This window comes from Pelagibacterium sp., assembly GCF_965249125.1.
In the GTDB taxonomy this organism is placed as follows: domain Bacteria; phylum Pseudomonadota; class Alphaproteobacteria; order Rhizobiales; family Devosiaceae; genus Pelagibacterium.
The window spans coordinates 723,450-747,451 of the sequence record NZ_OZ252217.1; the positions used below are offsets into that span (position 1 = coordinate 723,450).

The 24,002-nt window shown below is 60.8% G+C and carries 23 protein-coding genes; 14 read left to right on the forward strand and 9 right to left on the reverse strand.

The genetic code is table 11. The features are described 5' to 3' along the window. Positions 1 to 2 precede the first annotated feature (2 nt). Positions 3 to 635, forward strand: a complete 633-nt coding sequence (locus ACP148_RS03595; RefSeq protein ID WP_421951226.1) for a trimeric intracellular cation channel family protein — start codon at positions 3 to 5, stop codon at positions 633 to 635. On the opposite strand, the gene ACP148_RS03600 is transcribed toward ACP148_RS03595, so the two are convergent. The 5 genes from ACP148_RS03600 to ACP148_RS03620 all read right to left on the reverse strand — a co-directional run bounded on the left by ACP148_RS03600 (position 617) and on the right by ACP148_RS03620 (position 5,018). Continuing rightward, positions 617 to 1,753 carry a M14 family zinc carboxypeptidase gene (locus tag ACP148_RS03600; protein ID WP_421951227.1) on the reverse strand — a complete coding sequence of 379 codons (1,137 nt, stop codon included), beginning with the start codon at positions 1,751 to 1,753 and terminating at the stop codon, positions 617 to 619. The genes ACP148_RS03595 and ACP148_RS03600 overlap by 19 nt on opposite strands. Before the next feature lie 6 nt (positions 1,754 to 1,759). Next, on the reverse strand, positions 1,760 to 2,518 hold the full coding sequence (locus ACP148_RS03605; protein WP_421951228.1) for an ABC transporter permease: 759 nt from the start codon (positions 2,516 to 2,518) through the stop codon (positions 1,760 to 1,762). A 3-nt stretch (positions 2,519 to 2,521) separates the two neighbouring features. After that, complete coding sequence (locus ACP148_RS03610; protein ID WP_421951229.1) at positions 2,522 to 3,361, reverse strand: ABC transporter permease; 840 nt, start codon at positions 3,359 to 3,361, stop codon at positions 2,522 to 2,524. 69 nt (positions 3,362 to 3,430) lie between these two features. Next, entirely contained in the window at positions 3,431 to 4,183 is a 753-nt protein-coding gene (locus tag ACP148_RS03615; RefSeq protein ID WP_421951230.1) for a transporter substrate-binding domain-containing protein, read from the reverse strand. Positions 4,184 to 4,250: 67 nt separating this feature from the next. After that, positions 4,251 to 5,018, reverse strand: a complete 768-nt coding sequence (locus ACP148_RS03620) for an ABC transporter ATP-binding protein (protein WP_425033127.1) — start codon at positions 5,016 to 5,018, stop codon at positions 4,251 to 4,253. Between the two features lie 267 nt (positions 5,019 to 5,285). Between ACP148_RS03620 and ACP148_RS03625 the strand changes: the two genes are divergently transcribed. Continuing rightward, on the forward strand, positions 5,286 to 6,437 hold the full coding sequence (locus ACP148_RS03625; RefSeq protein WP_421951231.1) for a GGDEF domain-containing protein: 1,152 nt from the start codon (positions 5,286 to 5,288) through the stop codon (positions 6,435 to 6,437). Positions 6,438 to 6,442: 5 nt separating this feature from the next. Here ACP148_RS03625 and sseA read toward each other — a convergent pair whose 3' ends face one another. Continuing rightward, a complete protein-coding gene (gene sseA, locus ACP148_RS03630; RefSeq protein ID WP_421951232.1) occupies positions 6,443 to 7,282 on the reverse strand; it encodes a 3-mercaptopyruvate sulfurtransferase in 840 nt (279 codons plus the stop codon). A gap of 11 nt (positions 7,283 to 7,293) precedes the next feature. Further along, positions 7,294 to 8,235, reverse strand: a complete 942-nt coding sequence (locus tag ACP148_RS03635) for a nucleoside hydrolase (RefSeq protein ID WP_421951233.1) — start codon at positions 8,233 to 8,235, stop codon at positions 7,294 to 7,296. Positions 8,236 to 8,447: 212 nt separating this feature from the next. Between ACP148_RS03635 and rirA the strand changes: the two genes are divergently transcribed. Further along, positions 8,448 to 8,903 (forward strand): iron-responsive transcriptional regulator RirA, encoded by a 456-nt coding sequence (gene rirA / locus ACP148_RS03640; protein ID WP_421951234.1) that lies wholly within the window; start codon positions 8,448 to 8,450, stop codon positions 8,901 to 8,903. A gap of 193 nt (positions 8,904 to 9,096) precedes the next feature. Here rirA and ACP148_RS03645 read toward each other — a convergent pair whose 3' ends face one another. Continuing rightward, positions 9,097 to 9,741 (reverse strand): TetR family transcriptional regulator C-terminal domain-containing protein, encoded by a 645-nt coding sequence (locus tag ACP148_RS03645; protein ID WP_421951235.1) that lies wholly within the window; start codon positions 9,739 to 9,741, stop codon positions 9,097 to 9,099. Between the two features lie 210 nt (positions 9,742 to 9,951). On the opposite strand from ACP148_RS03645, the gene ACP148_RS03650 reads away from it, so the two are divergent. The 11 genes from ACP148_RS03650 to ACP148_RS03700 all read left to right on the forward strand — a co-directional run bounded on the left by ACP148_RS03650 (position 9,952) and on the right by ACP148_RS03700 (position 22,127). Further along, the gene (locus ACP148_RS03650) at positions 9,952 to 11,280 is read left to right on the forward strand and encodes an aspartate aminotransferase family protein (RefSeq protein ID WP_421951236.1); all 1,329 of its coding nucleotides are present in this window, start codon (positions 9,952 to 9,954) and stop codon (positions 11,278 to 11,280) included. A 2-nt stretch (positions 11,281 to 11,282) separates the two neighbouring features. Further along, positions 11,283 to 12,776, forward strand: a complete 1,494-nt coding sequence (locus ACP148_RS03655) for a CoA-acylating methylmalonate-semialdehyde dehydrogenase (RefSeq protein WP_421951237.1) — start codon at positions 11,283 to 11,285, stop codon at positions 12,774 to 12,776. Positions 12,777 to 12,801: 25 nt separating this feature from the next. Then, entirely contained in the window at positions 12,802 to 14,052 is a 1,251-nt protein-coding gene (locus tag ACP148_RS03660) for a Zn-dependent hydrolase (protein ID WP_421951238.1), read from the forward strand. A gap of 277 nt (positions 14,053 to 14,329) precedes the next feature. Beyond that, positions 14,330 to 14,746, forward strand: a complete 417-nt coding sequence (locus tag ACP148_RS03665) for an endonuclease domain-containing protein (protein WP_421951239.1) — start codon at positions 14,330 to 14,332, stop codon at positions 14,744 to 14,746. Further along, complete coding sequence (gene hydA, locus ACP148_RS03670) at positions 14,743 to 16,197, forward strand: dihydropyrimidinase (protein ID WP_421951240.1); 1,455 nt, start codon at positions 14,743 to 14,745, stop codon at positions 16,195 to 16,197. Before ACP148_RS03665 ends, hydA begins: the two co-directional genes overlap by 4 nt. A 157-nt stretch (positions 16,198 to 16,354) precedes the next feature. Further along, entirely contained in the window at positions 16,355 to 17,134 is a 780-nt protein-coding gene (locus ACP148_RS03675; protein WP_421951241.1) for an ABC transporter ATP-binding protein, read from the forward strand. A gap of 3 nt (positions 17,135 to 17,137) precedes the next feature. Then, positions 17,138 to 18,019 carry an ABC transporter permease gene (locus ACP148_RS03680; RefSeq protein ID WP_421951242.1) on the forward strand — a complete coding sequence of 294 codons (882 nt, stop codon included), beginning with the start codon at positions 17,138 to 17,140 and terminating at the stop codon, positions 18,017 to 18,019. After that, entirely contained in the window at positions 18,016 to 18,888 is an 873-nt protein-coding gene (locus ACP148_RS03685; RefSeq protein ID WP_421951243.1) for an ABC transporter permease, read from the forward strand. The genes ACP148_RS03680 and ACP148_RS03685 overlap by 4 nt, the downstream gene beginning before the upstream one ends. Positions 18,889 to 18,998: 110 nt before the next feature. Beyond that, entirely contained in the window at positions 18,999 to 19,994 is a 996-nt protein-coding gene (locus tag ACP148_RS03690) for an ABC transporter substrate-binding protein (protein ID WP_421951244.1), read from the forward strand. A 253-nt stretch (positions 19,995 to 20,247) separates the two neighbouring features. Further along, the gene (locus ACP148_RS03695; protein WP_421951245.1) at positions 20,248 to 21,033 is read left to right on the forward strand and encodes a ThuA domain-containing protein; all 786 of its coding nucleotides are present in this window, start codon (positions 20,248 to 20,250) and stop codon (positions 21,031 to 21,033) included. Between the two features lie 47 nt (positions 21,034 to 21,080). Then, positions 21,081 to 22,127, forward strand: a complete 1,047-nt coding sequence (locus ACP148_RS03700) for a Gfo/Idh/MocA family protein (protein ID WP_421951246.1) — start codon at positions 21,081 to 21,083, stop codon at positions 22,125 to 22,127. 130 nt (positions 22,128 to 22,257) lie between these two features. Here ACP148_RS03700 and ACP148_RS03705 read toward each other — a convergent pair whose 3' ends face one another. Then, positions 22,258 to 23,877 carry a bifunctional metallophosphatase/5'-nucleotidase gene (locus tag ACP148_RS03705; RefSeq protein ID WP_421951247.1) on the reverse strand — a complete coding sequence of 540 codons (1,620 nt, stop codon included), beginning with the start codon at positions 23,875 to 23,877 and terminating at the stop codon, positions 22,258 to 22,260. Positions 23,878 to 24,002: the final 125 nt, after the last annotated feature.

A 24,002-nucleotide genomic window follows, 5' to 3' on the forward strand; every position in this document is an offset into this window, starting at 1 on the left:
ATATGTTGCTGCACACGATCTTCGTCATCGCACTGGCCGCTGAATCGATGTCGGCCGCATTGGCGGCCGGGCGGCGCAACATGGACTGGTTCGGGGTATGCGTGCTCGGCTGCGTAACGGCGCTGGGCGGGGGCACGGCGCGCGATCTCCTGCTCGGCCATTATCCGCTGTTGTGGGTCGAACAGCCGGCCTATCTGCTGGTCACGACGGCGGCGGCCCTGTTCACCATCGCTGTGGCGCGGATCATGGAACGGCTCAAGCTGATTTTTCTCTTGCTCGACGCTGTAGGGCTCGTGGTGTTCACAATCTCGGGCTGCATGGTCGCCATGGAAATGGGTCAACCGGTGCTGATCGTCATCGTTGCGGGCATCATTACGGGCTGCGTAGGCGGTGTGTTGCGTGACGTCTTGTGCAACGACGTGCCCCTGCTGTTTTCCGGCGAACTCTACGCGACCGTATCGGCGATAACCGCCTGCGTTTTCTTTTTCGGGCTACAGGCCGGAATGCCTGTGGAGGTGATGACCATCGCCGCAATGGTTGTGGGCTTTACACTCAGAACACTGGCCATCGTCTTCAAGATCGAAATGCCGCGCTTCGTTTACGTTCCGGTGCGCGATCAGTCCTCCAAGAGGTAGCCCTGTCGGCTGGCCAGTGGCTCTGTTCCGACGATCTTGGCGATGGAATTGCCCGGCACGACGAATTTTGAGACGTTGCGGGATATGACCCGGCCCGAGGTGCCCGCGAGGATCGGCGTGCGTTCGACAAAGGCGCCGGGACCGGCAAGGGCGATGAGGTCGGCAATGGGCTGGCCCTTTTCGACCTGATCGCCCAGTTCGACGCGGTAGGCGAGAAGCCCGGCCCTCTCGACGCGCAGCATTTCGGTGGCGCTCAAAGGGGTAGGGGCTGGGGCTGGCTCGACCTTTGGCGGGGTGCCGGCGACAAAGCCCTTGGCCTGAAAAAAGCCATAGAGCCGGGCGGCATCGTCCTTGCCGATGGTATCGAACACATCGGGCTGCCCGCGATACTCCAGCGTTGCGGCGCGGGCGGAAAAGGGGATGGGTTTAGTGGGATGGGCCCGGCGCAGCCGCGTCCAGAGCGAGGGCCAGACTTCATCGAACGAGCCACCACCTGAATCTTCGGCCGTCAATTGGGCAACCGAGCCCATATGATCGGCCAATTCGCCCAGTTCCGCCATGGAATCGGGGGTGACGAACAGATGGACCAGCGCCTCGTTATCGCAATGGAGGTCGAGGACGTAATCGGCGTCATAGGCTTCGATCATCACCAGATGCCGCAGCTTCTGCATGGCCGTTGTCGGATGCTGGGCATCGAGCCAGTCGCGCACCGCCTGGCGGACTATCGCGACATTGGCGGCGGCATCATTGGTGAGTTTCGGCGCGACATCGGTATCGACGGCGGCAAAGAGATCCGGCCAACGGCGATTGAAATTGGTGCCGGTGCGGAAATCGTAACGGCCCACATGGCCCTCGAACAGGCGCTGGCCCATGCCGAGCGGGTTGACCATGGGAAAGATTGTAAAGCGGGCGCTCAGTTCACCTTTTTCGTCGGCGGACTTGAGAAGCGGTAATAGGTGGTGCAGCGCCATGATGCCGGGTTGTTCGTCGGCGTGGAGCGCAGCCTGCATGTAGATTTTGGTCTCTGCCTCGGCTGGGCCGATCTTAAAGAGCGTCAACTCGCTTGTCGTGCCGGGGGCGTCGGCATCGATGGTGTGTGTGATACTGTCAAAGGCCATAAGGAACTACCGGATATATTTGGGGCCGAAACGCAGGCGCGGGCGGGAGGTCGTGCGCTCTTTGGGCATGTGACGCATCATGCGCTCATAAGCACGCCCGAAAACGAAGAAAATTATCATGGTGATGGCCAGAAACCAGAGCGCCGCGACGGAAAAATGGAGGAAGGCGTTGAAGTCGCGCTCAAAAAGGTTCTGGGCGGTGTTGAGGATATCGCGCTGGGCGTTGATGACCGGCAGGGTAAAATAGACCAGCGCCGTTGAGTGGAAAAGGAACACGACTTCATTTGTGTAGGCGGGCCAGGCGATGCGGATGGTGTTGGGCCATGTGACTGTCCTGAACACCTGAAAGGGGGTCATTCCGAAAGCGCGCGCAGCTTCGAGTTCACCGCGGGGGACCGTGCGCAGGGCGCCATAGATGATTTCGGCGCTATAGGCGGCGGTGTTCATCACCAGCGCAAGGGGGCCGATGAACAGCGGGTTCATCATCAACCATGAAATGCCCCACGGGCGCCACCAGACCGGGTTGAGCGCCAGCATGATGGAATAGAACATGAAGAACTGGATAAACAGCGGTGAGCCGCGAAAGGCATAGATATAGGCCGAGCACAGGCGCCGGACGATCGGGTTTTTCGAGTTCTTTCCAAGCGCAAGCAGCACGGCAAAGACAAAGCCGATGGGCAGTGAGGCAATCGCAAAATAGATGTTGAACAGCGCCGGTTCGGCATAGAGCGGAATCTCGGCTAGCAGCGTTTCGATCAGGCCCATCGTTTAGCCCTCCACCGGCATGCCGCGCCGCGCCCAGGCCGTGAGCCTCGAAAAGCCCTTTTCGGAAAGCAGCGTGACGAGGATGTAGAAGACAAAGAGCGCGATGAAATAGGCCCACCGCCAGTCGCCATGGACGAGGCCGGCCTGGGGCAGGAAGTTGGGCGAGCCCAATTGCCCGGCCCACCACACGATATCGGCGATCTGGAGCAGGGAAAGCAGCGACGTGGCCTTGATGAGAAGCAGCCAGACATTGGACAGGCCGGGCAACGCATAAACCCACATCTGGCGGATATGGATGCGGGTCAGAACCTGGAAGTCGCTCATGCCATAGGCTCGGGCGGCTTCGAGCTGGCCACGCGGCACGGCGCGCATGGCGCCGTGGATGACATTGGCGGTAAAGGCTCCAAAGATGATGCCCAGCGATACGCAGGCCAGGATCAGATATTCATTGGTCGAGAGCAGCCAGTTCGCTTCGCGGCAAGGCGGCCAGTTGGCCTGTGTGGCGGCAATGGCGTCGGGGGTGCAGATTTGCATGGCCCAGAGCCATTCCACGCCCTGCTCGAACGCCAGCGGAAAGAACAGGAAGAACAGCACGTCGGGAATGCCGCGCACCATGCTGACATAGATCGTGCCGATGGCCCGCAGCGGGGCAAAGCGCGAGGCCTTTGCCATGGCGCCCAAAAGCCCGAAGACAAGCGCAAGGCAGCCGCCGAAGACGGCAGCCATGATGGTGAAGCGGAAACTTGCGTACCAGCTCAGGTGCTTGCCGTTTGTGAGGTAACCGATCCAGAAGGCGATGTCGGAGCTCACCAGATCGAAAAGCCAGAAGCCGTCAGCGTCCACGCGCGTGCCCCTTGCGTGCGATGCCCGGCGAGCGACCCGGTTGGACGCCCGCCGGACAAAGGTTTGCGATTATTCGGTGTAGAACGGACCGGCGCCGTCGAACCATTCGGCGATCAGGGCATCGACGGTGCCGTCGGCCTTGAGCGCCGTGAGCGCTTCGTCGAGCGTTGCGAGCAGGTCGGTGTCTTCCTTGCGTACGCCGCCACCGACGCCGCCGCCGACCATGACGTCCGGGCCGAACATTTCAAGCGCGCCGCCCGAATTGGCAACGACCGGATCGAGCGAGGAGCCGTCAGCGAGGACCACATCGACGTTGCCCGCGGCAAGGTCGGCGATCGACTGGTCGAAGGTTGCGAACGAGACGATGGTGTTGTCGGCGGCAAAGTTTTCCTCGGCATAGGCTGCCTGGATGGTATTGCCCTGAACGCCGATGCGCAGGCCCGAGGGGTTTTCGATATCGATGCCCGCGCCGGTTGCGGCGATGTAGTTGGACGGATCGGGCGGGAAATAATCCTGGGTGAAATTGATGGTCTCCAGCCGCTCGTCGGTGATCGACATGCCAGCCATGATGACGTCGTAGTTGCCGGCCACCAGGTTGGGGATGATGGGGTCCCATTCGCTCTGCACGAATTCACAGGTCATACCTGTGTGTTCACAAATGGCGTTGCCCAGATCGATTTCAAATCCGGCCAGTTCTCCAGCGTCGTTGACGAAATTCCAGGGCGCGTATGCACCCTCGGTGCCAATCCGCAGGGTTTCCTGTGCGTTGGCGGCGGAGGTCAGTACTGCCAGGGCGGCAGCGGCGAGTATCACCTTTTTCATTTTCGAGTTCCCTCTGTTGGTTGGTGAAGCGACCGGGTCCCTTTTTGCATGATGGTTGCCGCCCCGGTCAGGCGTGACCGGCGGCGCTCAGGAACTGGCGCAGCCGGTCGGATTTTGTGGCGCCGAAGACTTCATCGACAGTGCCCTGTTCCTCGATCCTGCCCAGATGGAGGAAAACGACCTTGTCGGAGACTTCGCGTGCAAATTTCATGTCGTGCGTGACAAGGATCATCGTGCGGCCCTCGTCGGCCAGCATCTTGATGACCCCCAGAACTTCGACTTCGAGTTCGGGATCGAGCGCCGATGTGGGCTCGTCAAACAGCATCAGGGTGGGATTGATGCAGAGCGCGCGCGCGATGGCGGCGCGCTGTTGTTGCCCACCCGAGAGTTGGGCGGGAAAGGCGCCGGCCTTGGCGGCAATCCCGACCTTGTCGAGCAGGGCGAGCGCCTGTTCGCGCACTTCGTCCTTGTCGCGCTTCTGAACCAGAATCGGTGCTTCCATGACGTTTTCGAGGATCGTCATGTGCGACCAGAGATTGAAGGACTGGAACACCATGCCGAGTTTGGAGCGGATGCGACGCAGTTGAGAAGCATCGGTGGGGTGCCGGTGCGGGCCCTCGGCCGAAAGCGACACGTGTTCGCCATCGATCGTGACGTCGCCCTGATTGGGGATTTCGAGCATGTTGATGCAGCGTAAAAGCGTGGATTTTCCCGAACCCGACGAGCCAATGAGCGAGACAACGTCGCCGCCCTTGGCATCAAGCGAAACGCCCTTGAGAACTTCGAGGCTGCCAAAGGACTTGTGGAGGTCCGTGATCTCCAGAATTTGCGCCATTCTGTCCGGGGTTACCCCTTGTTCGTTCTTTCTGGGCCTTTTGCAGCCAACCATCTGCCGATAGCCAGCTACCCATGCGGGCAAGAAACCAGAAAGCGGCGCGATTCAAAAGCGAAAACGACAACTGTGTGTCGCTTTTCTCGACCAAACGGTAAAAACTAGGCGCCCGGTGATAACCGTTTGGACACCAGTCCGCCAAGTTGAGTTCCGCCCTCAACTTGCCCGATGTTAGGGTTGGTTCCGACGCAAACCAGATTCGCCGGCACCATGGGTTTCGACTACAATTCGCTTCTGATGGCATCAGGCGCAGCGGGGATTGCGCTTTGTTTCACGCTGATGAGTTCGTGGTTGCGTGAACGCACGTCGACATTCCTTCTCACCTGGGCGATGTGCATCGCCATCATCATCGCGGCGATCGTGGTCTTTTCGGTTTTCCACAGCACCGTGAACGTGCTGCATTCGACGCTGGCGGGAGTATTGCTGACATCGGCCTTTGCGATCAGCTATGGGGGCTTTACCCAGTTCAGCACCGGGCGGTTTGCCGGTGGACCGGTGGCGGCTCTGGTTGTCGTCGGCGCCGCACCGATTGTCGTGAGTAGCGCTTTTGGATTTGACGGACTGAGCTTTGTTTTCATCAATCTGATGAGCGCGTTGCTCCTGGGTGTCTGTGGCTATCGGTATTGGACGGCGCGGGCGGAATCTCCCGGACCAATCACCGCCATTGCTGCGCTGCACGCGATGCTGGCGCTTTCCTTCCTGCTTTGCGTGATCGTCCTGGCCGCCGAAACGCCGCTTTATCTCGACGGAAAAGTGCCCGACAACTGGGCCGAAGCGCTCAATTTGATGGTTTCGGTGATCGCACTGACCGGGATTGGCGGGTTGTTCGTCACCGTGCATCAGGAGCGCATCAGCCGCAGGCATCGCGATGCGTCGTTGATCGATCCGCTGACCGGGCTGAGCAACCGGCGGGCGCTTTTCGAGCGATTTCCCGATGGCCATGTGCCAGAGGGGACCGGGCTTATCGTTTTCGACCTCGATGATTTCAAGGGGATCAACGATCGGCACGGTCATACGTTCGGCGATACGGTATTGCGCAGCTTTGCGCGCATGATTGAGGAAAACTGCCGCGGGGACGATATTGCCGTGCGGCTGGGCGGCGAGGAATTCGTTCTGGTGCTGCCCCAAAGCTCGCCCACCCATGCGCTGGCGCTGGCCGAACGCATCAGGAGCATAATGGGTCGCATGGTTCACCCCATGGACGATCGACCGGTGACCTGCACGGTCAGTGCGGGGGTGGCCGTGGCTGAAAAGCCAGGTTTGAGCCTCGACACGCTGATCCGCAAGGCTGACAATGCGCTCTATCTCTCAAAACGATCGGGGCGCAACCGGGTATCGCAGACCACTTCCACGGCGGCCTGATAATATTATCGCGCCGGGCCGGTTTGCACCGGCGCGTCGTCGCGTCCACCCCATTCGGTCCAGGAGCCGTCATAGAGCGCGACCTTTTTGGCGCCGATGGTGTCGAGCGCCAGTGCAAGGACCGCGGCGGTTACGCCTGAGCCACACGAGGTAATGACCGGCTTTGCCGGATCGATGCCCGCGGCGCGGATGGCTTGTTCCAGCTCGGCCTCGGGCTTGAGCGCGCCATCGGCAATCAGCGTATCGAAGGGCAGGTTGCGGCTCGATGGGATATGGCCCGATTTGAGACCGGCGCGCGGTTCGGGCGTCTCTCCGGTAAAGCGGGCCGCGCCACGGGCGTCGAGTATCTGGTCGCCTGCCTGGCTGGCGGCCAGAACCGTCTCGAAGCGCGCAATTGCGCCGCTGTCGAGTTTTGCGTCAAATGCCGCGGGTGGCGCGACCGAATCCCCGGTTTCGAGGGGGCGGTTTTCGGCCCGCCATTTTGGCCCGCCGCCTTTAAGAATCTTGATGTCACGGGCGCCCATTACGGTGAATGTCCACCAGGCGCGCGGGGCTGAAAACAGTCCCGCCTCGTCGTAAACGACCAGCGTTTTGTCCGAGGCAATGCCCAGCGCTCCCGCCATCGCCGAGAAGGTTTCCGCGTCGGGCAGCATGTGGGGCAGGCCGGAAGCTGTGTCGGCGTTCTTGTCGAGATCGAAAAAGATCGCGCCGGGGATGTGCCCGGCGACATATTCGGCATGTGCGTTGCGTCCGGAATTGGGCATGTGCCAGGACGCGTCGATCACCTGGAACTCGGGATCGTCGAGATGATCGGCGAGCCATTGGGTGGTGACGAAACGGGACATCAATCTTCTCCTTAAGGCAGGCGTGCGATCCGGTCGACGAGAAGCGCGTAGAACGCATCGGCATCGCCGAACCGAATGAAGGTCGCGTTGCGCGGGCGGTCGGTGACGTGCCAGTAATCGGCAACGGTCATGCCGCGCGTCAGAGGGCTGGCGCATTCGATTTCGACATTGCAAAGCCGGCCTTTGAAAATCTCCGGCGCGATCATATAGGCGGTGACGCACGGGTCGTGGAGCGGGGCACCGGGCCAGCCGTATTTTTCCAGATCGAACCGCTCGGAAAAGCCCAGCATGGCGGCCACCGCATCGCCGGAGCGGTTGCCGATAGTCCTGAAGGCCGCAATCCGCTCGGGAGTGCCGATCATCTGGTGGGTGACGTCGAGCGGCATCATGGTTATCGGCGCGCCGCATTTGAGTACGGTCTGGGCCGCTTCGGGATCGACGAAGATATTGAATTCGGCAGCCGGGGTTATGTTGCCGACCTCGAAATAGGCGCCGCCCATCAGCACGATCTCTTGGATGCGCGGCGCGATGTCGGGCGCCTTGACCAGCGCCATGGCGAGGTTGGTCAGCGGGCCGAGCGCGCACAGGGTCACTGTCTTTTCCGGCTCGCGCCGGATCGTATCAATGATGAAATCGACCCCGTGTTGGCTTTCGAGGCGCAGCTTGGGTTCGGGCAGGTCCGGGCCATCGAGGCCGGTCTGGCCGTGGACGTGCTCGGCGGTCACCAGTTCGCGCATCATCGGACGGGGACATCCGGCATAGACCGGAACGTCGCGCCGGCCGGAGAGTTCGACCACCTTGAGGGCATTCTTGGCATTCTGGGCGAGACCCACATTGCCCGCCACGGCGACGATGCCCAAGGTCTCGACCTCTTCGGGACTGGCCAGTGCCAGAAGGATCGCGACGGCATCGTCCTGGCCGGGGTCGGTGTCGATGATGATCTTGCGTGCCAAGGGAGCCTCCGTATCGTTTCGGCGCGATCCTAGTCATGACAGCGGAAAAGGGAAGGGGCGCGATGCGGCCTCAAAACATGAAATGTGCAGTCAGCTTTTCTTGACATAGTTTAGAATTGTTATAATCTTTGAACGCTCCGCATGACGCGATAGTGTGCGTAATATAGAGATTCCCCCGGCGCTTTCGCGCCTTTAAAGACAGGGCATGACCGATGAGACTGACCCGCCAGACGAGCTATGCAGTTCGGACGCTGATGTATTGTGCCATCAATGCACCCGATCTTTCGCGGGTGGCTGACATCGCCAAGGCTTACGGGATTTCCGAGTTGTTCCTGTTCAAGCTCATCAAGCCGCTTGTTGAAAACGACATTCTGGAGACAGTGAGGGGCCGGCATGGTGGTGTCCGTCTTGCGCGTCCTGCCGCCGAAATCACCCTGCTCGACGTCATTTCCCTGACCGAAGAAAATTTCGCGCTGGCGGAATGTTTTGAAGGCGGGGAAACCAGTTGCCCGCTGGTCGGCGGATGCGAACTCAATGCCGCCCTGCACGAAGCGCTCGAAGCGTTCTTTGCCGTTCTGCGCTCCTACACCATCGCCGATCTCACCGACAAGCGCCGCGCCATGCGCTCGCGTCTCGGCATCGAGATGCTGGGCCTGGAACTGAACTAGCTTCCCATACGAATTGCTGTCGGCATCGAAAAATTTCGCAGAACTAAAAATATGATCTTTACAGTCATGTTTTGATGCGCTAGACACGGTCCTGCAGGAGTGAGGCCTGCCCCTTGACCCTGTATGCGGAGCGCCAAAGCCGCATGCAGGGTCTTTTTCATGGCATCGTGGAAGGGAGGTGATGGAGCCCGGTTCAGCGTTTGTTGTGCGGCGTCAGCCCGTGCAGGAACAGCTGATCGAGAAAGCGCGCGGCGTCCTCGAATCGCCCTTCGCCACCGCGTTCGCGACCGAGCACGGCCTTCACCTGGATGTCGAAATCGGCATAGTGCTGCGTCGTCGCCCAGATGGAAAAGATCAAATGATAGGGATCGGCCTTGGTGATCTTGCCCTCGGCCATCCACCCCTTGATGACCTTTACCTTCTCATCGACAAGGTCTTTGAGATCGGTGTGCAGGATGTCGTAGAAACCGGGCGCGCCGCGCAGCATCTCATTGGCGAACAGCCGGCTTTCGCGGGGAAAGTCGCGGCTCATTTCCAGCTTGCGCCGGATATAGGACTGGATCTCGGGCAGGGGATCGCCATCGGGGTTCATTTCCCGCAGGGGTTCGAGCCAGGTGTCGAGAATGCGTGCCAGCAGCGGGGCGTGGATGTCTTCCTTGGATTTGAAATAATAGAGCAGGTTGGGCTTGCTCATGCCTGCCGCCTCGGCAATCTGGTCGATGGTCGAGCCGCGGAAGCCGAACTGGGAAAAGACGTCGAGCGCGGCCTCGAGGATGACTTCCTGCTTTTCGCGCTGAATTCGCGTTATAGGCCGGGGCGCCTCTGCATCGGTGGTCATTTTCGGCTGTTGCCTCCCATAAAGAACCCCGGCGGCGGAATCCCGAACCGGTTCGGGGTCATTTCCATGACCCGAAGCGGACATGAGAATTATACCCCTTGAACCTTGCATTAAGAGTGCTAGAATTTTTCCAATCGGTCAAAAAAATTCTGACCGAAATCAACAGCCGGCCGCCGGAAATATCCCGGAAGCGCCGGAGAGGGAATATTCATGTCGCAGGGCGCTCCGTCCATCCCCAATGATCTCAACGCTTTCTGGATGCCGTTCACGGCCAACCGGCAGTTCAAGAAAAGTCCGCGCATGTTCGTGGGCGCCAAGGATATGCACTACAAAACCGCCGATGGGCGCGACGTGCTCGATGGCACGGCGGGTCTGTGGTGCGTCAATGCCGGTCACTGCCGGCCGCTGATCACCGAGGCCATCGCCAATCAGGCGGCCGAGCTCGACTACGCGCCGGCCTTCCAGATGGGGCATCCCAAGGCGTTCGAGCTGGCCAACAGGCTGGTCGATCTGGCGCCGGACGGGCTCGACCATGTGCTGTTCACCAATTCCGGGTCCGAATCGGTGGAGACGGCGCTCAAGGTGGCGCTGGCTTATCAGAAGGCCATTGGGCAGGGCTCCCGTACGCGCTTGATCGGGCGCGAGCGCGGCTATCACGGGGTCAATTTCGGCGGCATTTCGGTGGGCGGGATCGTCGCCAACCGCAAGATGTTCGGAACGCTTTTAACCGGCGTCGATCATCTGCCGCACACCCATCTACCGGCAAAGAACGCCTTTTCGCGCGGAGAACCGCAGCACGGGGTGGAACTGGCCGAGGAACTGGAGCGTATCGTTGCGCTCCACGATGCTTCGACGATCGCTGCGGTGATCGTCGAGCCGGTGGCGGGGTCTACGGGGGTTCTGATCCCGCCACCGGGTTATCTCAAGCGCCTGCGCGAGATCTGCGACAAGCACGGTATCCTGCTGATCTTTGATGAGGTCATCACCGGATACGGACGGCTGGGCACCCCGTTCGGCGCCGATTATTTCGGGGTCACGCCCGACATCATGGTCACCGCCAAGGGGTTGACCAATGGCGTCATTCCCATGGGAGCGGTGTTCACCTCGTCGAAAATCCACGACGCCTTCATGACCGGGCCCGAACACCTGATCGAATTTTTCCACGGCTACACCTATTCGGGCAACCCGATCGCTTCAGCGGCCGGGCTGGCGACGCTGGAGACCTACAAGCAGGAAGGCTTGCTGACCCGCGGCGCCGAACTTGGGCCCTATTTCGAGGATGCGCTGCATTCGCTCAAGGGCGCGCCGCATGTGATCGATGTGCGCAATATCGGTCTTGTCGGCGCCATCGAACTCGAGCCGATTGCCGGTGAGCCGACAAAGCGGGCGTTCTCGGCTTTCGTGAAAGCCTATGAAAAAGGTGTCCTGATCCGCACGACGGGCGATATCATCGCGCTTTCGCCGCCGCTGATCGTGGAAAAACAACAGATCGACCAAATCGTCGATACCATTCGCACGGTCCTCGGGGAGGTGGATTGAGCATGCAGATCATCGAAAACGCCATAGGCGGCAAGCGTGTCGCTTCGTCCTCGACGCGCAAATCGGCGGTCTATAACCCGGCGACCGGCGAGCAGATTGCGCAGTTGCCGCTTTCGACAAATGCCGAGATCGACGCCGCTGTGGCCTCGGCCAAGGCCGCGCAGCCGGCCTGGGGCGCCACGCCGCCGCTCAAGCGGGCGCGGGTGATGTTTAAATTCAAGGAACTGCTCGACAAGCACGCGGCCGATCTGGCGCGGGAAATCTCGCGCGAACACGGCAAGACCCATGACGATGCTTTGGGCGAAGTGCAGCGTGGCATCGAGTGCGTGGAATATGCCTGCGGCATCCCTGAGCTTTTGAAAGGCACGTTCACCCGCAATGTCGGCCCGGCCATCGATGCCTATGCCGACCGCCAGCCGCTGGGCGTCGTGGCGGGAATCACCCCGTTCAACTTCCCGGCCATGGTGCCGATGTGGATGTATCCGAGCGCCATTGCGTGCGGGAATACGTTCATTCTCAAACCCTCCGAGCGCGATCCGTCGGCACCGATGCTGGCCTGGAATTTGTTCATGGAGGCGGGGCTGCCCGAGGGCGTGCTCAATATCGTTCATGGCGACAAGGAAGCGGTCGATCACATTCTCGACCATCCCGATATCAAGGCGGTGAGCTTTGTGGGCTCCACGCCAATCGCCGAATATGTCTATCAACGTGGCACGAAAGCCGGAAAGCGCATCCAGGCGCTGGGCGGCGCGAAAAACCACATGGTGATCCTCCCCGACGCGGATCTGGACCAGGCAGCCGATGCTCTAATGGGTGCCGGGTACGGATCCGCTGGGGAGCGCTGCATGGCGATTTCGGTTGCCGTGCCGGTGGGTGAAAAAACCGCCGACGCGCTAATCGAAAAGCTCAAGCCCCGTGTTGAAAGCCTCAAGATCGGCCCGGCGACCGACAAGGACGCCGAGATGGGCCCGCTTGTGACCGCGATGCATCGCGACAAGGTGGTGGGCTATATCGACAAGGGCGTCGCCGAAGGCGCCGAACTCGTGGTCGATGGGCGCGGGTTTTCGCTGCAGGGCTATGAAGACGGCTATTATGTCGGCGGCACGCTGTTCGACCGCGTGACGCCGGAAATGACCATCTACCGCGAAGAGATTTTCGGCCCCGTCCTCTCCGTCGTCCGCGCGCCCGATTATGGTGACGCGGTCAAAATGATCAACGAACACGAATATGGAAACGGCGTTGCCATCTTCACCCGCGACGGTGACGCGGCGCGCGACTTCGCCGACCGGATCGAGGTCGGCATGGTCGGGGTCAACGTTCCCATCCCCGTGCCGGTAGCCTATCATTCCTTCGGCGGCTGGAAGCGGAGCCTGTTCGGCGATCACTCGATTTATGGGCCCGAGGGCGTGCACTTTTATACGCGGCTGAAAACGGTCACGACGCGCTGGCCGGCGGGGATTAAGTCGGGCGCGCAATTTACATTTCCAACCCTCTGATCTTTCAAAGAAGGGAGCAAAGTCCATGGCCACACTCGGTGACAACCTCAAGATCAACGGGGACCGGTTGTGGGACTCCCTTATGGAGATCGCCAAGATCGGCCCCGGTGTGGCGGGCGGCAACAACCGCCAGACGCTGACCGATGCCGACAAGGAGGGCCGCGAGCTGTTTCAACGCTGGTGCGACGAGGCCGGGCTTGAAATGGGTGTCGACAGGATGGGCACCATGTTTGCCCGTCGCGAGGGCACCGACCCCGACGCATTGCCGGTCTATGTCGGCTCTCACCTCGATACCCAGCCGACGGGCGGGAAATATGACGGCGTGCTCGGCGTTCTGGGCGGGCTGGAGCTGATCCGCACGCTCAACGATCTCGATATCAAGACCAAACACCCCATCGTCGTCACCAACTGGACCAATGAGGAGGGCACCCGCTTTGCGCCCGCCATGCTGGCATCGGGTGTTTTCGCAGGGGTGCATGAGCTCGATTGGGCCTATGACCGGGTCGATGCCAAGGGGCTCAAATTCGGCGATGAACTCAAGCGTATCGGCTGGGTCGGTGACGAACAGGTCGGCGCCCGCAAGATGAAGGCGTTTTTCGAGCTTCATATCGAGCAAGGTCCGATCCTTGAAGCCGAAGGCAAGGATATCGGCGTTGTCACCCACGGGCAGGGGCTCTGGTGGCTGCAGGTGACGCTGGCCGGTAAGGACGCCCACACCGGCTCGACCCCGATGCCCATGCGCAGGAACGCCGGGCTGGGCATGGCGCGGATGACCGAACTCGTCCACCAGATTGCCATGAGCCATCAGCCCGAAGCGGTGGGGGCAATCGGCCATTGCGACGTCCATCCCAATTCGCGCAACGTCATTCCCGGCAAGGTGGTGTTCACCATCGATTTCCGCTCTCCCCATCAGGACGTGCTCGATGCCATGAAAGCCCGGTTCGAGGCCGAAGCGCCCAAAATCGCCGAGGAACTGGGTCTGGGCATGGAAATCGAAGTTGCGGGCCATTTCGATCCCGTCACTTTCGATGAGGGCTGCGTCACCGCCATCCGCAACGCGGCCGAACGGCTCGGCTATTCGCACCGCAATATCGTTTCTGGCGCCGGGCACGATGCCTGCTGGATCAACAAGCTCTATCCGACCGCTATGGTCATGTGCCCGTGTGTTGACGGGCTGAGCCACAACGAGGCCGAGGACATTTCAAAGGAATGGGCTACCGCCGGCGCCGACGTGCTGCTGCATGCGGTGGTTGAGACGGCGGAGATCGTGGGGTGAGCATGGATGCCCATTTTTGCGATGATGGGCTTGGCGAAGGCCCCCTCACCCGCCGCTCCGCGTCGACCTCTCCCCCTAAGGGAGAGGTAAGATCCGGTGAGTGCCCCGGCCTCAGAGCCACCTCTTCCTTGGGAGAAAGGTCGGCTGTGCAACAGCCGGGTGAGGGAGCCTTCCTTGTACTCAACCATCCAGAAGTTCAAACAGAGTCGCCTAAGCTTCAGCGCTACCTCTCCCTTAGGGGGAGAGGTCGACGCGAAGCGGCGGGTGAGGGGGCCTTGTGAGCAAGCTCAAGTCTCGGTTTGCGGCAAAAAGCGCAAAAGTGCTCCGGGGCCGGATGACCGATGCTGAAATCGGACTCTGGCATCATCTGCGGAATGGCAATTTTTTCGGTTTCAAGTTCGTACGTCAGCATCCCGTCGGCCCCTACATCGCAGACTTTGCATGCCGTGAGGCCGATCTGATAATCGAATTGGACGGCGGACAACACGCGATGAGCGCAACAGATGCGGCGCGAACCAAGGTGCTTGAGCAGCATGGATATTGCGTGCTGCGCTTCTGGAACAATGAGGTTTTGACCAACACCGATGGCGTTCTACTCGCCATCAAAAGCGCGCTGGAAACGGCGGCGAAAAATAGAAGCCGGTGGTCCGTCGAGGAAAACGGACCGTGGCCTATCCAAGGGGAAACATCATGAGCACAGTCATCAAGAACGGCACCATCGTTACCGCCGATCTGACCTACAAGGCCGATATCAAAATCGAAGGCGACACCATCGTCGAGATCGGGCCGGAGCTTTCCGGAGATAGTGTGCTCGATGCCTCCGGATGCTATGTGATGCCGGGCGGCATCGATCCGCATGTGCATCTGGAAATGCCCTTTATGGGCACCTATTCATCCGACGATTTCGAATCCGGCACCCGCGCTGCGCTGGCGGGTGGGACGACGATGGTTGTCGATTTCTGCCTGCCCAGCCCCAATCAGAGCCTGCTTGAAGCGCTTTCGATGTGGGACAACAAATCGGGCCGCGCTCATTGCGATTATTCCTATCACATGGCGATCACCTGGTGGAGCGAACAGGTGTTCGACGAGATGGAAACCGTCGTTAAAGAAAAAGGCATCAACACCTTCAAGCACTTCATGGCGTACAAGGGCGCGCTGATGGTGCAGGACGATGAGATGTATGCCTCGTTCCAGCGCTGCGCCGAACTGGGGGCGATGCCGCTGGTCCACGCCGAAAACGGCGATGTGGTCGCCGACCTTTCGGCGAAACTGCTTGCCGAAGGCAATAACGGGCCCGAGGGCCATGCCTATTCGCGCCCGCCGCAGGTCGAGGGCGAAGCCACAAACCGTGCGATCATGATCGCCGATATGGCCGGGGTGCCGCTCTATGTGGTCCACACGAGCTGCGAGGAAAGCCATGAGGCGATCCGCAGGGCGCGCCAGCAGGGCAAGCGGGTTTATGGCGAACCGCTGATCCAGCACCTGACCCTCGATGAGTCCGAATATTTCGACAAGGACTGGGACCATGCGGCCCGCCGCGTCATGAGCCCGCCCTTCCGCAACAAGGCGCATCAGGATTCGCTGTGGGCCGGCTTGCAATCGGGGTCGCTGCAGGTCGTCGCCACCGATCATTGCGCATTTACCACCGCGCAGAAGCGCACCGGATTGGGCGATTTCACCAAGATCCCCAACGGCACGGGCGGGCTCGAAGATCGAATGCCGATGCTGTGGACCTATGGTGTCGCAACGGGCCGGTTGACCATGAACGAGTTCGTCGCCGTCACCTCGACCAACATCGCCAAAATCCTGAACGTCTATCCCAAAAAGGGCGCCATCCTGGTTGGCGCCGATGCCGATATCGTCGTTTGGGACCCGGAAAAGGAAAAGACAATTTCGGCCAAGTCCCAGCAATCGGCCATCGACTACAATGTGTTCGAGGGCAAGCACGTCAAGGGCCTGCCGCGGTTTACCCTAACGCGGGGCCGGGTGGCCGTCGATGACGGTGTATTCCAGCCCAAGGAGGGCCATGGCCAGTTCGTGGCGCGCGAGCCCTTCCAGGCTGTGAACAAAGCGCTTTCCAAGTGGAAAGAACTCACCGCACCGCGCAAGGTGGAACGCAGCGGCATACCGGCGAGCGGGGTTTGATGGTGGGCGTTGGCGTTTTTGGCAAAGGCCCCCGGCTGGTGCGCAGCCGACCTCTCCCCCAAGGGAGAGGTGGTGCCGGGGCAAACCATTTCGGCTGGGAACACCTCTCCCTTTGGGGGAGAGGTCGCCGCGAAGCGGCGGGTGAGGGGGCCTTTCTTTGACTGAGGTAGTATCGGCCGAGAATCTCGGGCTGACTTTTGAAACAGCGGACGGGCCGGTACACGCGCTTTCGGACGTCGACTTGACGATCTCCAAGGGGGAGTTCGTCTCGTTCATCGGCCCGTCGGGGTGCGGGAAGACGACGTTCCTGCGGGTGATTGCCGATCTCGAACAGCCGACATCGGGCACCATCACCGTCAATGGCCACAGCCCCGAACAGGCGCGCAGGGATCGGTCGTACGGCTATGTGTTTCAGGCCGCCGCGCTCTATCCATGGCGGACTATCGAGCGCAATGTCGGCCTGCCGCTTGAGATCATGGGTTACTCGAAGACCGAGCAGCAAAAGCGCATCGCGCGGACGCTGGAGATGGTCAATCTTTCCGGGTTCGAGCAGAAATTTCCCTGGCAGCTTTCGGGCGGCATGCAGCAACGCGCTTCGATTGCCCGCGCGCTGGCCTTCGATGCCGACCTTTTGTTGATGGACGAGCCGTTCGGGGCACTCGACGAGATCGTGCGCGATCACCTCAACGAACAGCTTCTCGAACTTTGGGCCAAGACCAGCAAGACCATCTGTTTTGTCACCCACTCGATCCCCGAGGCTGTCTATCTCTCCACAAAGATCGTGGTAATGAGCCCGCGCCCCGGCCGGGTGACCGATGTGATCGAATCAACGCTCCCCAAGGAGCGCCCGCTCGATATTCGCGAGACGCCCGAATTCCTCGAAATCGCCGCCCGGGTGCGCGAGGGCTTGCGGGCCGGCCACTCCTATGAGGAATAGGCTATGAAGCGGCTGGCTGGGGGGAGTTTCGTTCCGGTGCTGGTGGTGGTGCTCGCCATTATCGCCATCTGGTACGCCGGCACGATCGTGCTCAACACGCCCTGGCAGCAGGGCGTTTACGCGCGGGCCGATCTTGTCGATGTGCCGCTCACCCAGTTCCTGGCCGATGTTTTCGCCCAGCAGCGTCCGGTGCTGCCGGCGCCGCATCAGGTGGCCGTCGAATTTTACAATTCGGTGTTCAGCGCCAATCCCTCCACCCCTCGCAGCTTGATCTTTCACGCCTGGATCACCCTTTCGGCGACCGGGCTGGGGTTCATTTTCGGCACGTTGCTGGGCATCGGGCTGGCGGTGCTGATCGTTCACAACCGGGCGATGGATCGCTCGCTTATGCCGTGGATCATTGCCAGCCAGACCATCCCCATTCTCGCCATTGCGCCGATGGTGGTGGTGGTGCTCAATTCGGTGGGGCTGACCGGGCTGATCCCCAAGGCGCTGATTTCGACCTATCTTTCGTTCTTTCCGGTCGTCGTGGGGATGGTCAAGGGCTTTCGCAGCCCCGAAGCCATCCATCTCGATCTGATGCGCACCTATAATGCCTCGGGCAATCAGGTGTTCTGGAAGCTGCGCTGGCCGGCGGCCATTCCCTATCTCTTCACCTCCATGAAAGTGGGTGTCGCCGCCTCGCTGGTCGGGGCCATCGTCGGCGAATTGCCGACGGGAGCCGCGGGCGGGCTGGGCTCGCGGCTTCTGGCCGGGTCCTACTACGGGCAGACAACCCAGATCTGGGCGGCGCTTCTGATGGCGGCGGCGCTTTCGGCAGCCCTGATCTTTGCCATCGGCGCCATCCAGTCGCTCACTTCAAAAATGATGGGAGCGCCCGCATGAACGGCTGGATCGTAACCGCGCTGGCGGTGTGGCTGGCCGGATGGGGGATCAACGAATTTCTCGTGCGCATCGGAACGCGCGACCGGGTTGCGGCCAACGCCATCAACATCGCCGTGCCGGTTATTTTCGGCGTCGTCCTGCTTGTGGTCTGGGAAGGGCTGGTGCGGGGGCTCAACGTGCCGGCCGTATTGCTGCCGCCGCCATCGGTGATCTGGGACAGGCTTTTAGCGTCGATCCCCAACCCGATCTGGCCCGACTTCCAGCAGACATTCCTCAAATCGGTCCTTGTCGGCTATGCCATCGGCTGTGGATCGGCGTTTATCGTGGCCGTGGCCATCGACCGTTCGCCCTTCCTCAAGCGCGGGCTGCTGCCGGTCGGCAATTTCGTCTCCGCGTTGCCGCTTGTCGGCATCGCGCCGATCATGGTGATGTGGTTCGGGTTCGACTGGCAGAGCAAGGCCGCTGTCGTTGTGGTGATGACGTTCTTTCCCATGCTGGTGAATACGGTGGCCGGGCTGAACGCCACCGGGGCGATCGAAAAGGACCTTATGCGCACCTATGCGGCCAGTTATTGGCAGACACTCGCAAAATTGCGCTTGCCCATGGCATGGCCCTTCATCTTCAATGCGCTCAAGATCAATTCGACGCTGGCTTTGGTCGGGGCCATCGTCGCCGAGTTTTTCGGCACTCCTGTCGTGGGGATGGGGTTCCGGATATCCGCGGCCATCGGACGGCTTCAAGTCGATATGGTCTGGGCCGAGATCGCGGTCGCCGCGCTCGCCGGCTCGTTGTTCTACGGGGTGATCGCGCTCATCGAGCGTGCCGTCACCTTCTGGCATCCTTCAGTTCGTGGGGGACGAGGACGCTAGGGACCAAACCATTCCCCTCGCCGCGCGGCAAACGCGGGGAAGGGGAGAAATATCGGATGGTTAGTGTCCGGCATGGCGCCGGGCAGCCATCGAAAAGCAAGGGGAACATCATGAAAACTCTCAAAATCGCGGCTCTGGCCGGAATGCTTCTGGCTTCGGCCAGCCCGGTCTTCGCCCAGGATCTCTATCCGCTGACCTTCCAGCTCAAATGGGTCAATCAGGGCCAGTTCGCCGGTTATCTGGTGGCCAAGGATCTGGGCTATTACGAAGAAGCCGGTCTGGACGTCACCATCAATCCCGGTGGCCCCGACATTGCCCCCGAACAGGTGATCGCCGGCGGCGGTGCCGATGTCATCACCACATGGATGGCGGCGGGCCTTGCAGCGCGCGAACGCGGCGTTCCGCTGGTCAATATCGCCCAGCCCTTCGCCACCACGGCGCTGGAGATGGTCTGTTCGGAAGAAAGCGGTGTGCAATCCACAGCCGATTTCCCTGGCAAGACCCTGGGTGTGTGGTTCTTCGGTAATGAATACCCGTTCTATGCCTGGATGGCTCAGCTCGGTCTGTCCACCGACGGCGGGGAAGATGGCGTCGAAGTGCTGCGGCAGGCCTTCTCGGCCGATCCGCTGCTTCAGAACCAGGCCGATTGCATTTCGGTCATGCGCTACAATGAATACAAGCAGGTGCTCGACGCGGGCATCCCCGAGGACAGCCTGACGCTGTTCAACTTCGCCGATGAAGGCGTGGGCATGCTCGAAGACGGGCTCTATGTCATGGAAGACCGGCTCGAAGATCCCGAGTTCGTCGAGGCGATGACGGCGTTCGTTGAAGCTTCCATGGAAGGCTGGGCCTATGCCGAGGCCAATCCCGAAGAGGCCGCCGAGATCGTTCTCAACAACGATATGAGTGGCGCGCTGACGCTCGAAAGCCAGATCTATCAGGTCAATGAAGCCGCTGCGCTGGTTGGCGACAGCCCGGCGCTCGATGTCGAAGCTTATGAGCAGACCGTCGCCACGCTGCTTTCGGCGGTTTCCCCGGACAATCCGGCAATCACCGCCGAGCCTGAAGGCGCCTATACGACGGTGGTCACCGACGCCATCGAATAGGGCCGGCTACAAACCCGATTGAAAGAGGCGGAACCTTCCGCCTCTTTTTTTGTTCGCCTGTTGCATTTTGCCTCTCCAAATCGGCCCGCAAACACGATAGAGCGGAATCACAGTTGGGCCGCGCAGGGATGTGGGCGCGCGGCAATCATCAGGAAACACAGCCTATGCGGCGCCCGAGATGGTGGTGCCCTGGCGTATATGTAAATCCAAAACGTTTTGGCTCGCGGCAGGGCCGCGACAGGAGTGACGGACAATGACGATCAAGGCGCTCGTCTGGGGCGAGAACGTTCACGAGCAGAAAAGCGAGGTGGTGGCCGAACTCTATCCGGAGGGCATGCACGCCCAGATCGCCAGATTGCTGGCCGAGGATGCCGGCATTTCCGTCGATACCGTGGTGCTGCAGGATCCCGAGCACGGGCTGACCGATGCCGTTCTCGCCGATACCGATGTGCTGTTGTGGTGGGGCCATGCGGCGCACGGCGATGTCGATGACGCCATCGTCGAGCGTGTCGCAAAGCGCGTTTGGGAAGGCATGGGGCTGATCCTTTTGCACTCGGCGCATTTCTCGAAAATCTTCAAACGGCTGATGGGCACGCCCTGCGCGCTCAAATGGCGCGAGGCGGGCGAGCGCGAGCGGCTCTGGGTCGTCAATCCGCGCCATCCGATCGCCGAAGGGCTGGGCGAATATTTCGAGCTCGAAAACGAGGAAATGTATGGTGAGCCGTTCTCGGTGCCCGAACCGCTCGAAACCGTGTTCGTTTCCTGGTTCCAGGGCGGAGAGGTGTTCCGCTCGGGGCTGACCTATCGACGCGGGGCGGGCAATATCTTTTACTTTCGGCCCGGGCACGAGACCTATCCAACCTATCACGATGCGACGGTGGGCAAGGTTTTGCGCAACGCGGTCAAATGGGCGCACAATCGGCAAGGGCGGTATATGGCCGTTCACGATGCCCCCAACGTGCCGGTGGACAAAGCTCTCGAAAAGATCGAAGAGCGTGGCGGCAAGCTGCACAAGGCGGGCGAGCAGGGCTTCCGTTAGGGGTCGGCCTTCATCTCAATCATCTGTTTCTTTCGCGGGAGCGCAGCATGCGTCTTGTGATCCTTGGCACAGGCAATATGGCCTCCAGCCATGCGGCGCATTTTGGCGCCATTGACGGCGTTGAAATCGTGGGGGCTGTCGATCTCGATGCCGAGCGCGCCCAGCGCTTTGCCCAAAGCTACGATATTCCGCGCATCTTCACCTCGCTCGACGAGGCGCTCGATTGGGGACGGTTCGATTCGGTGGCCAATGTCACACCCGACCGGTTCCACTTCGAAACCTCGATGAAGGCGATCGAGGCGGGCAAGCACGTGTTTTGCGAAAAGCCGCTGGCGACCCATTACGGGCACGCGCAGGGCATGGCCGACGCTGCCGAGGCAGCGGGGTTGGTCAACATGGTCAATCTTACTTACCGCAACGTGGCCGAGCTTCAGAAATTCCGGCAGTTGGTCGATCAGGGTGCCATCGGTGAGATCAAGCACGTGGAAGCGAGCTATCTGCAAAGCTGGCTGGTCTCGAAAGCCTGGGGCGACTGGCGGACTGATCCGACTTGGCTGTGGCGCTTATCCACCGCGCACGGTTCGAACGGCACACTGGGCGATATCGGCATCCACATTCTCGATTTTGCGTCCTTCGGCATCAACGCCCCGGTTGCCTCGATGTTCTGTCGCCTCAAAGCCTTCGACAAGGATCCGGACGGACGGATCGGCGACTATGTGCTCGATGCCAATGACAGTTTTACCATGAGCCTTGAATTCGGGTCGGGCGCATTGGGCGTGGTGCATGCGACACGCTGGGCGTCGGGCTATCTCAACACGCTTCGCCTGCGCGCCTATGGCGACAAAGGCGGGCTGGAAGTCCAGCACGGCATGAACGGGTCCTCGCTGCAGATGTGCGCGGGGGAAGATGCCGAAATCGCCCATTGGCAGGAGGTGCCTGTCGAGCCCGTCCCGACCAATTATCACCGCTTTGTCGAGGCCGTGCACTCAGGCATCAATGGCGATCCCAGCTTCCGTTACGCGGCGGACATGCAAAAGGTGCTCGATCTGGGGTTCGTGTCGGAAACCAAGCGGCAGGAAATTGTCGTAGGGTAAATCTCCCTCTGCGGTCGCCGGGGAAGCGCAGAAGGTCAGGGCATGGTCACACAGATGCTGAGCGGTTCCAGAAAAAGAAAAGGGCGCGTCCGCGGACGCGCCCTTTATGCATGATGGATCGGCGTGTCGCTTATTCGACGATCGTGATGCGCCCGTCGGTGTAAGGGGTGTATTCACCGCCCTGCTCGGCGATGTACTCGGCCAGGACCTGCTCGAGCGGCGGGCCGAAATCGTAGGGGTTGTCGCCTTCGGCAAACGTGCCGTAGCCGTCGCCACCGCCGCGCATATAGTTGTTGGTGACGATGGTGTAAGTGGCATCCTCGTCGATCGGCACCCATTCGCCGCCATTGTCGACAAGCACATCGCTGATGCGTTCGCCGGCCGGGTTGGCCAGCGTATAGGAGTATTTCAGCCCAGAGACCTGCGGGAAGCGACCGGCGCCGTTCTCGATATCGGAGACGCCGTTTTCAAGGGCATCGATCACGTCGGCACCCGAAATATCGACGGTAGCCAGAGTGTTGGAGAAGGGAAGGACGGTAATGACTTCGCCCATGGTGATCTCGCCGGCATCGATGGAGGCACGCAGCCCGCCGCCATTCTGAATGGCGATGGTCACGCCCTGATCGGCCACACGGTCGAGCATGGCGTCGGCCACCAGATTGCCCATGGAGCATTCCTCGACGCGGCAGACTTCGCGGCTGCCTTCGATCGTCTCGGTCGTGGTCCCGATAATTTCTCCCATGGCCGCTTCGATCGGGCCGGCAAGATCGGCAAGCTGAGCGGCAAAGGCTTCATCGCCGGTCACCGAAGCGTCGATGAGGAACGGTTCGCCCTCGGCCGAAACCACATTGCCTTCAGCGTCCCAGGTCACTGCAAGATCGCCAAGATGCTTGCCGTACTGATTGGCCTGGACCACGGCAACCTCGACGCCGTCGGGGTTGGTGACGAATGTGGGATAGGGACCGACAGCGGCTTCGTCGGTGTTGGACAGCAGCGAATGGGAGTGCCCGCCAACGATGACGTCGATGCCCGGAACGCTGGCCGCGATCTCCTGATCGAGCGTGTAACCGATGTGGCTGAGAAGGATGATCTTGTTGACGCCGGCGGCTTCGAGAGCCTCGGCGGCGCCGCGCACATACTGGGCCACGTCGAAGAATTCAACGTCGGGGCCGGGTGAGGCGATGTCGGGGGTGTCCTCGGTCGTTGCGCCGATGATGCCGACCCTTTCGCCAGCGATATCAACAACGATCGAGCCATTGATCTTGCCGCGCAGCAGATCGGAGCGCGAGACGTCGAAATTGCCGCCGATAATGGGGAAATCCGCCGCCTCTATGAAGGTGAGGAATTCTTCCGGCCCGTCGTCAAACTCGTGGTTGCCGGTGGCGACCACGTCAAAGCCCATCTGGTTGAAGAAGTCCGAAACCACTTTGGATTTGTATGTGGTGTAATAGAGCGAGCCCTGGAAATTGTCCCCTGCAGAGAGCAGGAGCACGTTGCCGCCTTCGTCTTCGTAGCTCGCACGGGTGTCGTCGATGATGGTCTTGAGCCGTGCAATGCCGCCAAAGCACTCACCGGCGGCGTCGGTTTCCGGGTCGCAGTCGGAATCGGTGCCGGTGATCGGGTCGAAGCGCGAATGGAAATCGTTGATATGGAGAATGTTCAGCGTGAATTCGCCTTCCTGCGCGCTGACGGGGCCGGTCAGCCCCACAGTCAGCGCCAGCGCGGAGGCGCCGAGCAGCAGATGTTTCATGATCCCTTGTTCCCTTTGTCATCGAGACGCTTGCTACGCCTCTATTCCATGCATTTGCGACGGTCGTGTTACAGCGCCGACGTTGTGCACATGGGAGCAAAGTCAAACACGTTTGTCCGGAGAGG

Coding starts and splice junctions, on each gene's coding strand:
- ACP148_RS03595 (WP_421951226.1), top strand. CDS start 3: ATGTTGCTGCACACGATCTTCGTCATCGCACTGGCCGCTGAATCGATG.
- ACP148_RS03695 (WP_421951245.1), top strand. CDS start 20,248: ATGACGATCAAGGCGCTCGTCTGGGGCGAGAACGTTCACGAGCAGAAA.
- ACP148_RS03645 (WP_421951235.1), bottom strand. CDS start 9,741: ATGACCACCGATGCAGAGGCGCCCCGGCCTATAACGCGAATTCAGCGC.
- ACP148_RS03705 (WP_421951247.1), bottom strand. CDS start 23,877: ATGAAACATCTGCTGCTCGGCGCCTCCGCGCTGGCGCTGACTGTGGGG.
- ACP148_RS03620 (WP_425033127.1), bottom strand. CDS start 5,018: ATGGCGCAAATTCTGGAGATCACGGACCTCCACAAGTCCTTTGGCAGC.
- sseA (WP_421951232.1), bottom strand. CDS start 7,282: ATGTCCCGTTTCGTCACCACCCAATGGCTCGCCGATCATCTCGACGAT.
- ACP148_RS03600 (WP_421951227.1), bottom strand. CDS start 1,753: ATGGCCTTTGACAGTATCACACACACCATCGATGCCGACGCCCCCGGC.
- ACP148_RS03700 (WP_421951246.1), top strand. CDS start 21,081: ATGCGTCTTGTGATCCTTGGCACAGGCAATATGGCCTCCAGCCATGCG.
- ACP148_RS03605 (WP_421951228.1), bottom strand. CDS start 2,518: ATGGGCCTGATCGAAACGCTGCTAGCCGAGATTCCGCTCTATGCCGAA.
- ACP148_RS03685 (WP_421951243.1), top strand. CDS start 18,016: ATGAACGGCTGGATCGTAACCGCGCTGGCGGTGTGGCTGGCCGGATGG.
- ACP148_RS03650 (WP_421951236.1), top strand. CDS start 9,952: ATGTCGCAGGGCGCTCCGTCCATCCCCAATGATCTCAACGCTTTCTGG.
- ACP148_RS03625 (WP_421951231.1), top strand. CDS start 5,286: ATGGGTTTCGACTACAATTCGCTTCTGATGGCATCAGGCGCAGCGGGG.
- ACP148_RS03690 (WP_421951244.1), top strand. CDS start 18,999: ATGAAAACTCTCAAAATCGCGGCTCTGGCCGGAATGCTTCTGGCTTCG.
- ACP148_RS03655 (WP_421951237.1), top strand. CDS start 11,283: ATGCAGATCATCGAAAACGCCATAGGCGGCAAGCGTGTCGCTTCGTCC.
- hydA (WP_421951240.1), top strand. CDS start 14,743: ATGAGCACAGTCATCAAGAACGGCACCATCGTTACCGCCGATCTGACC.
- rirA (WP_421951234.1), top strand. CDS start 8,448: ATGAGACTGACCCGCCAGACGAGCTATGCAGTTCGGACGCTGATGTAT.
- ACP148_RS03680 (WP_421951242.1), top strand. CDS start 17,138: ATGAAGCGGCTGGCTGGGGGGAGTTTCGTTCCGGTGCTGGTGGTGGTG.
- ACP148_RS03615 (WP_421951230.1), bottom strand. CDS start 4,183: ATGAAAAAGGTGATACTCGCCGCTGCCGCCCTGGCAGTACTGACCTCC.
- ACP148_RS03660 (WP_421951238.1), top strand. CDS start 12,802: ATGGCCACACTCGGTGACAACCTCAAGATCAACGGGGACCGGTTGTGG.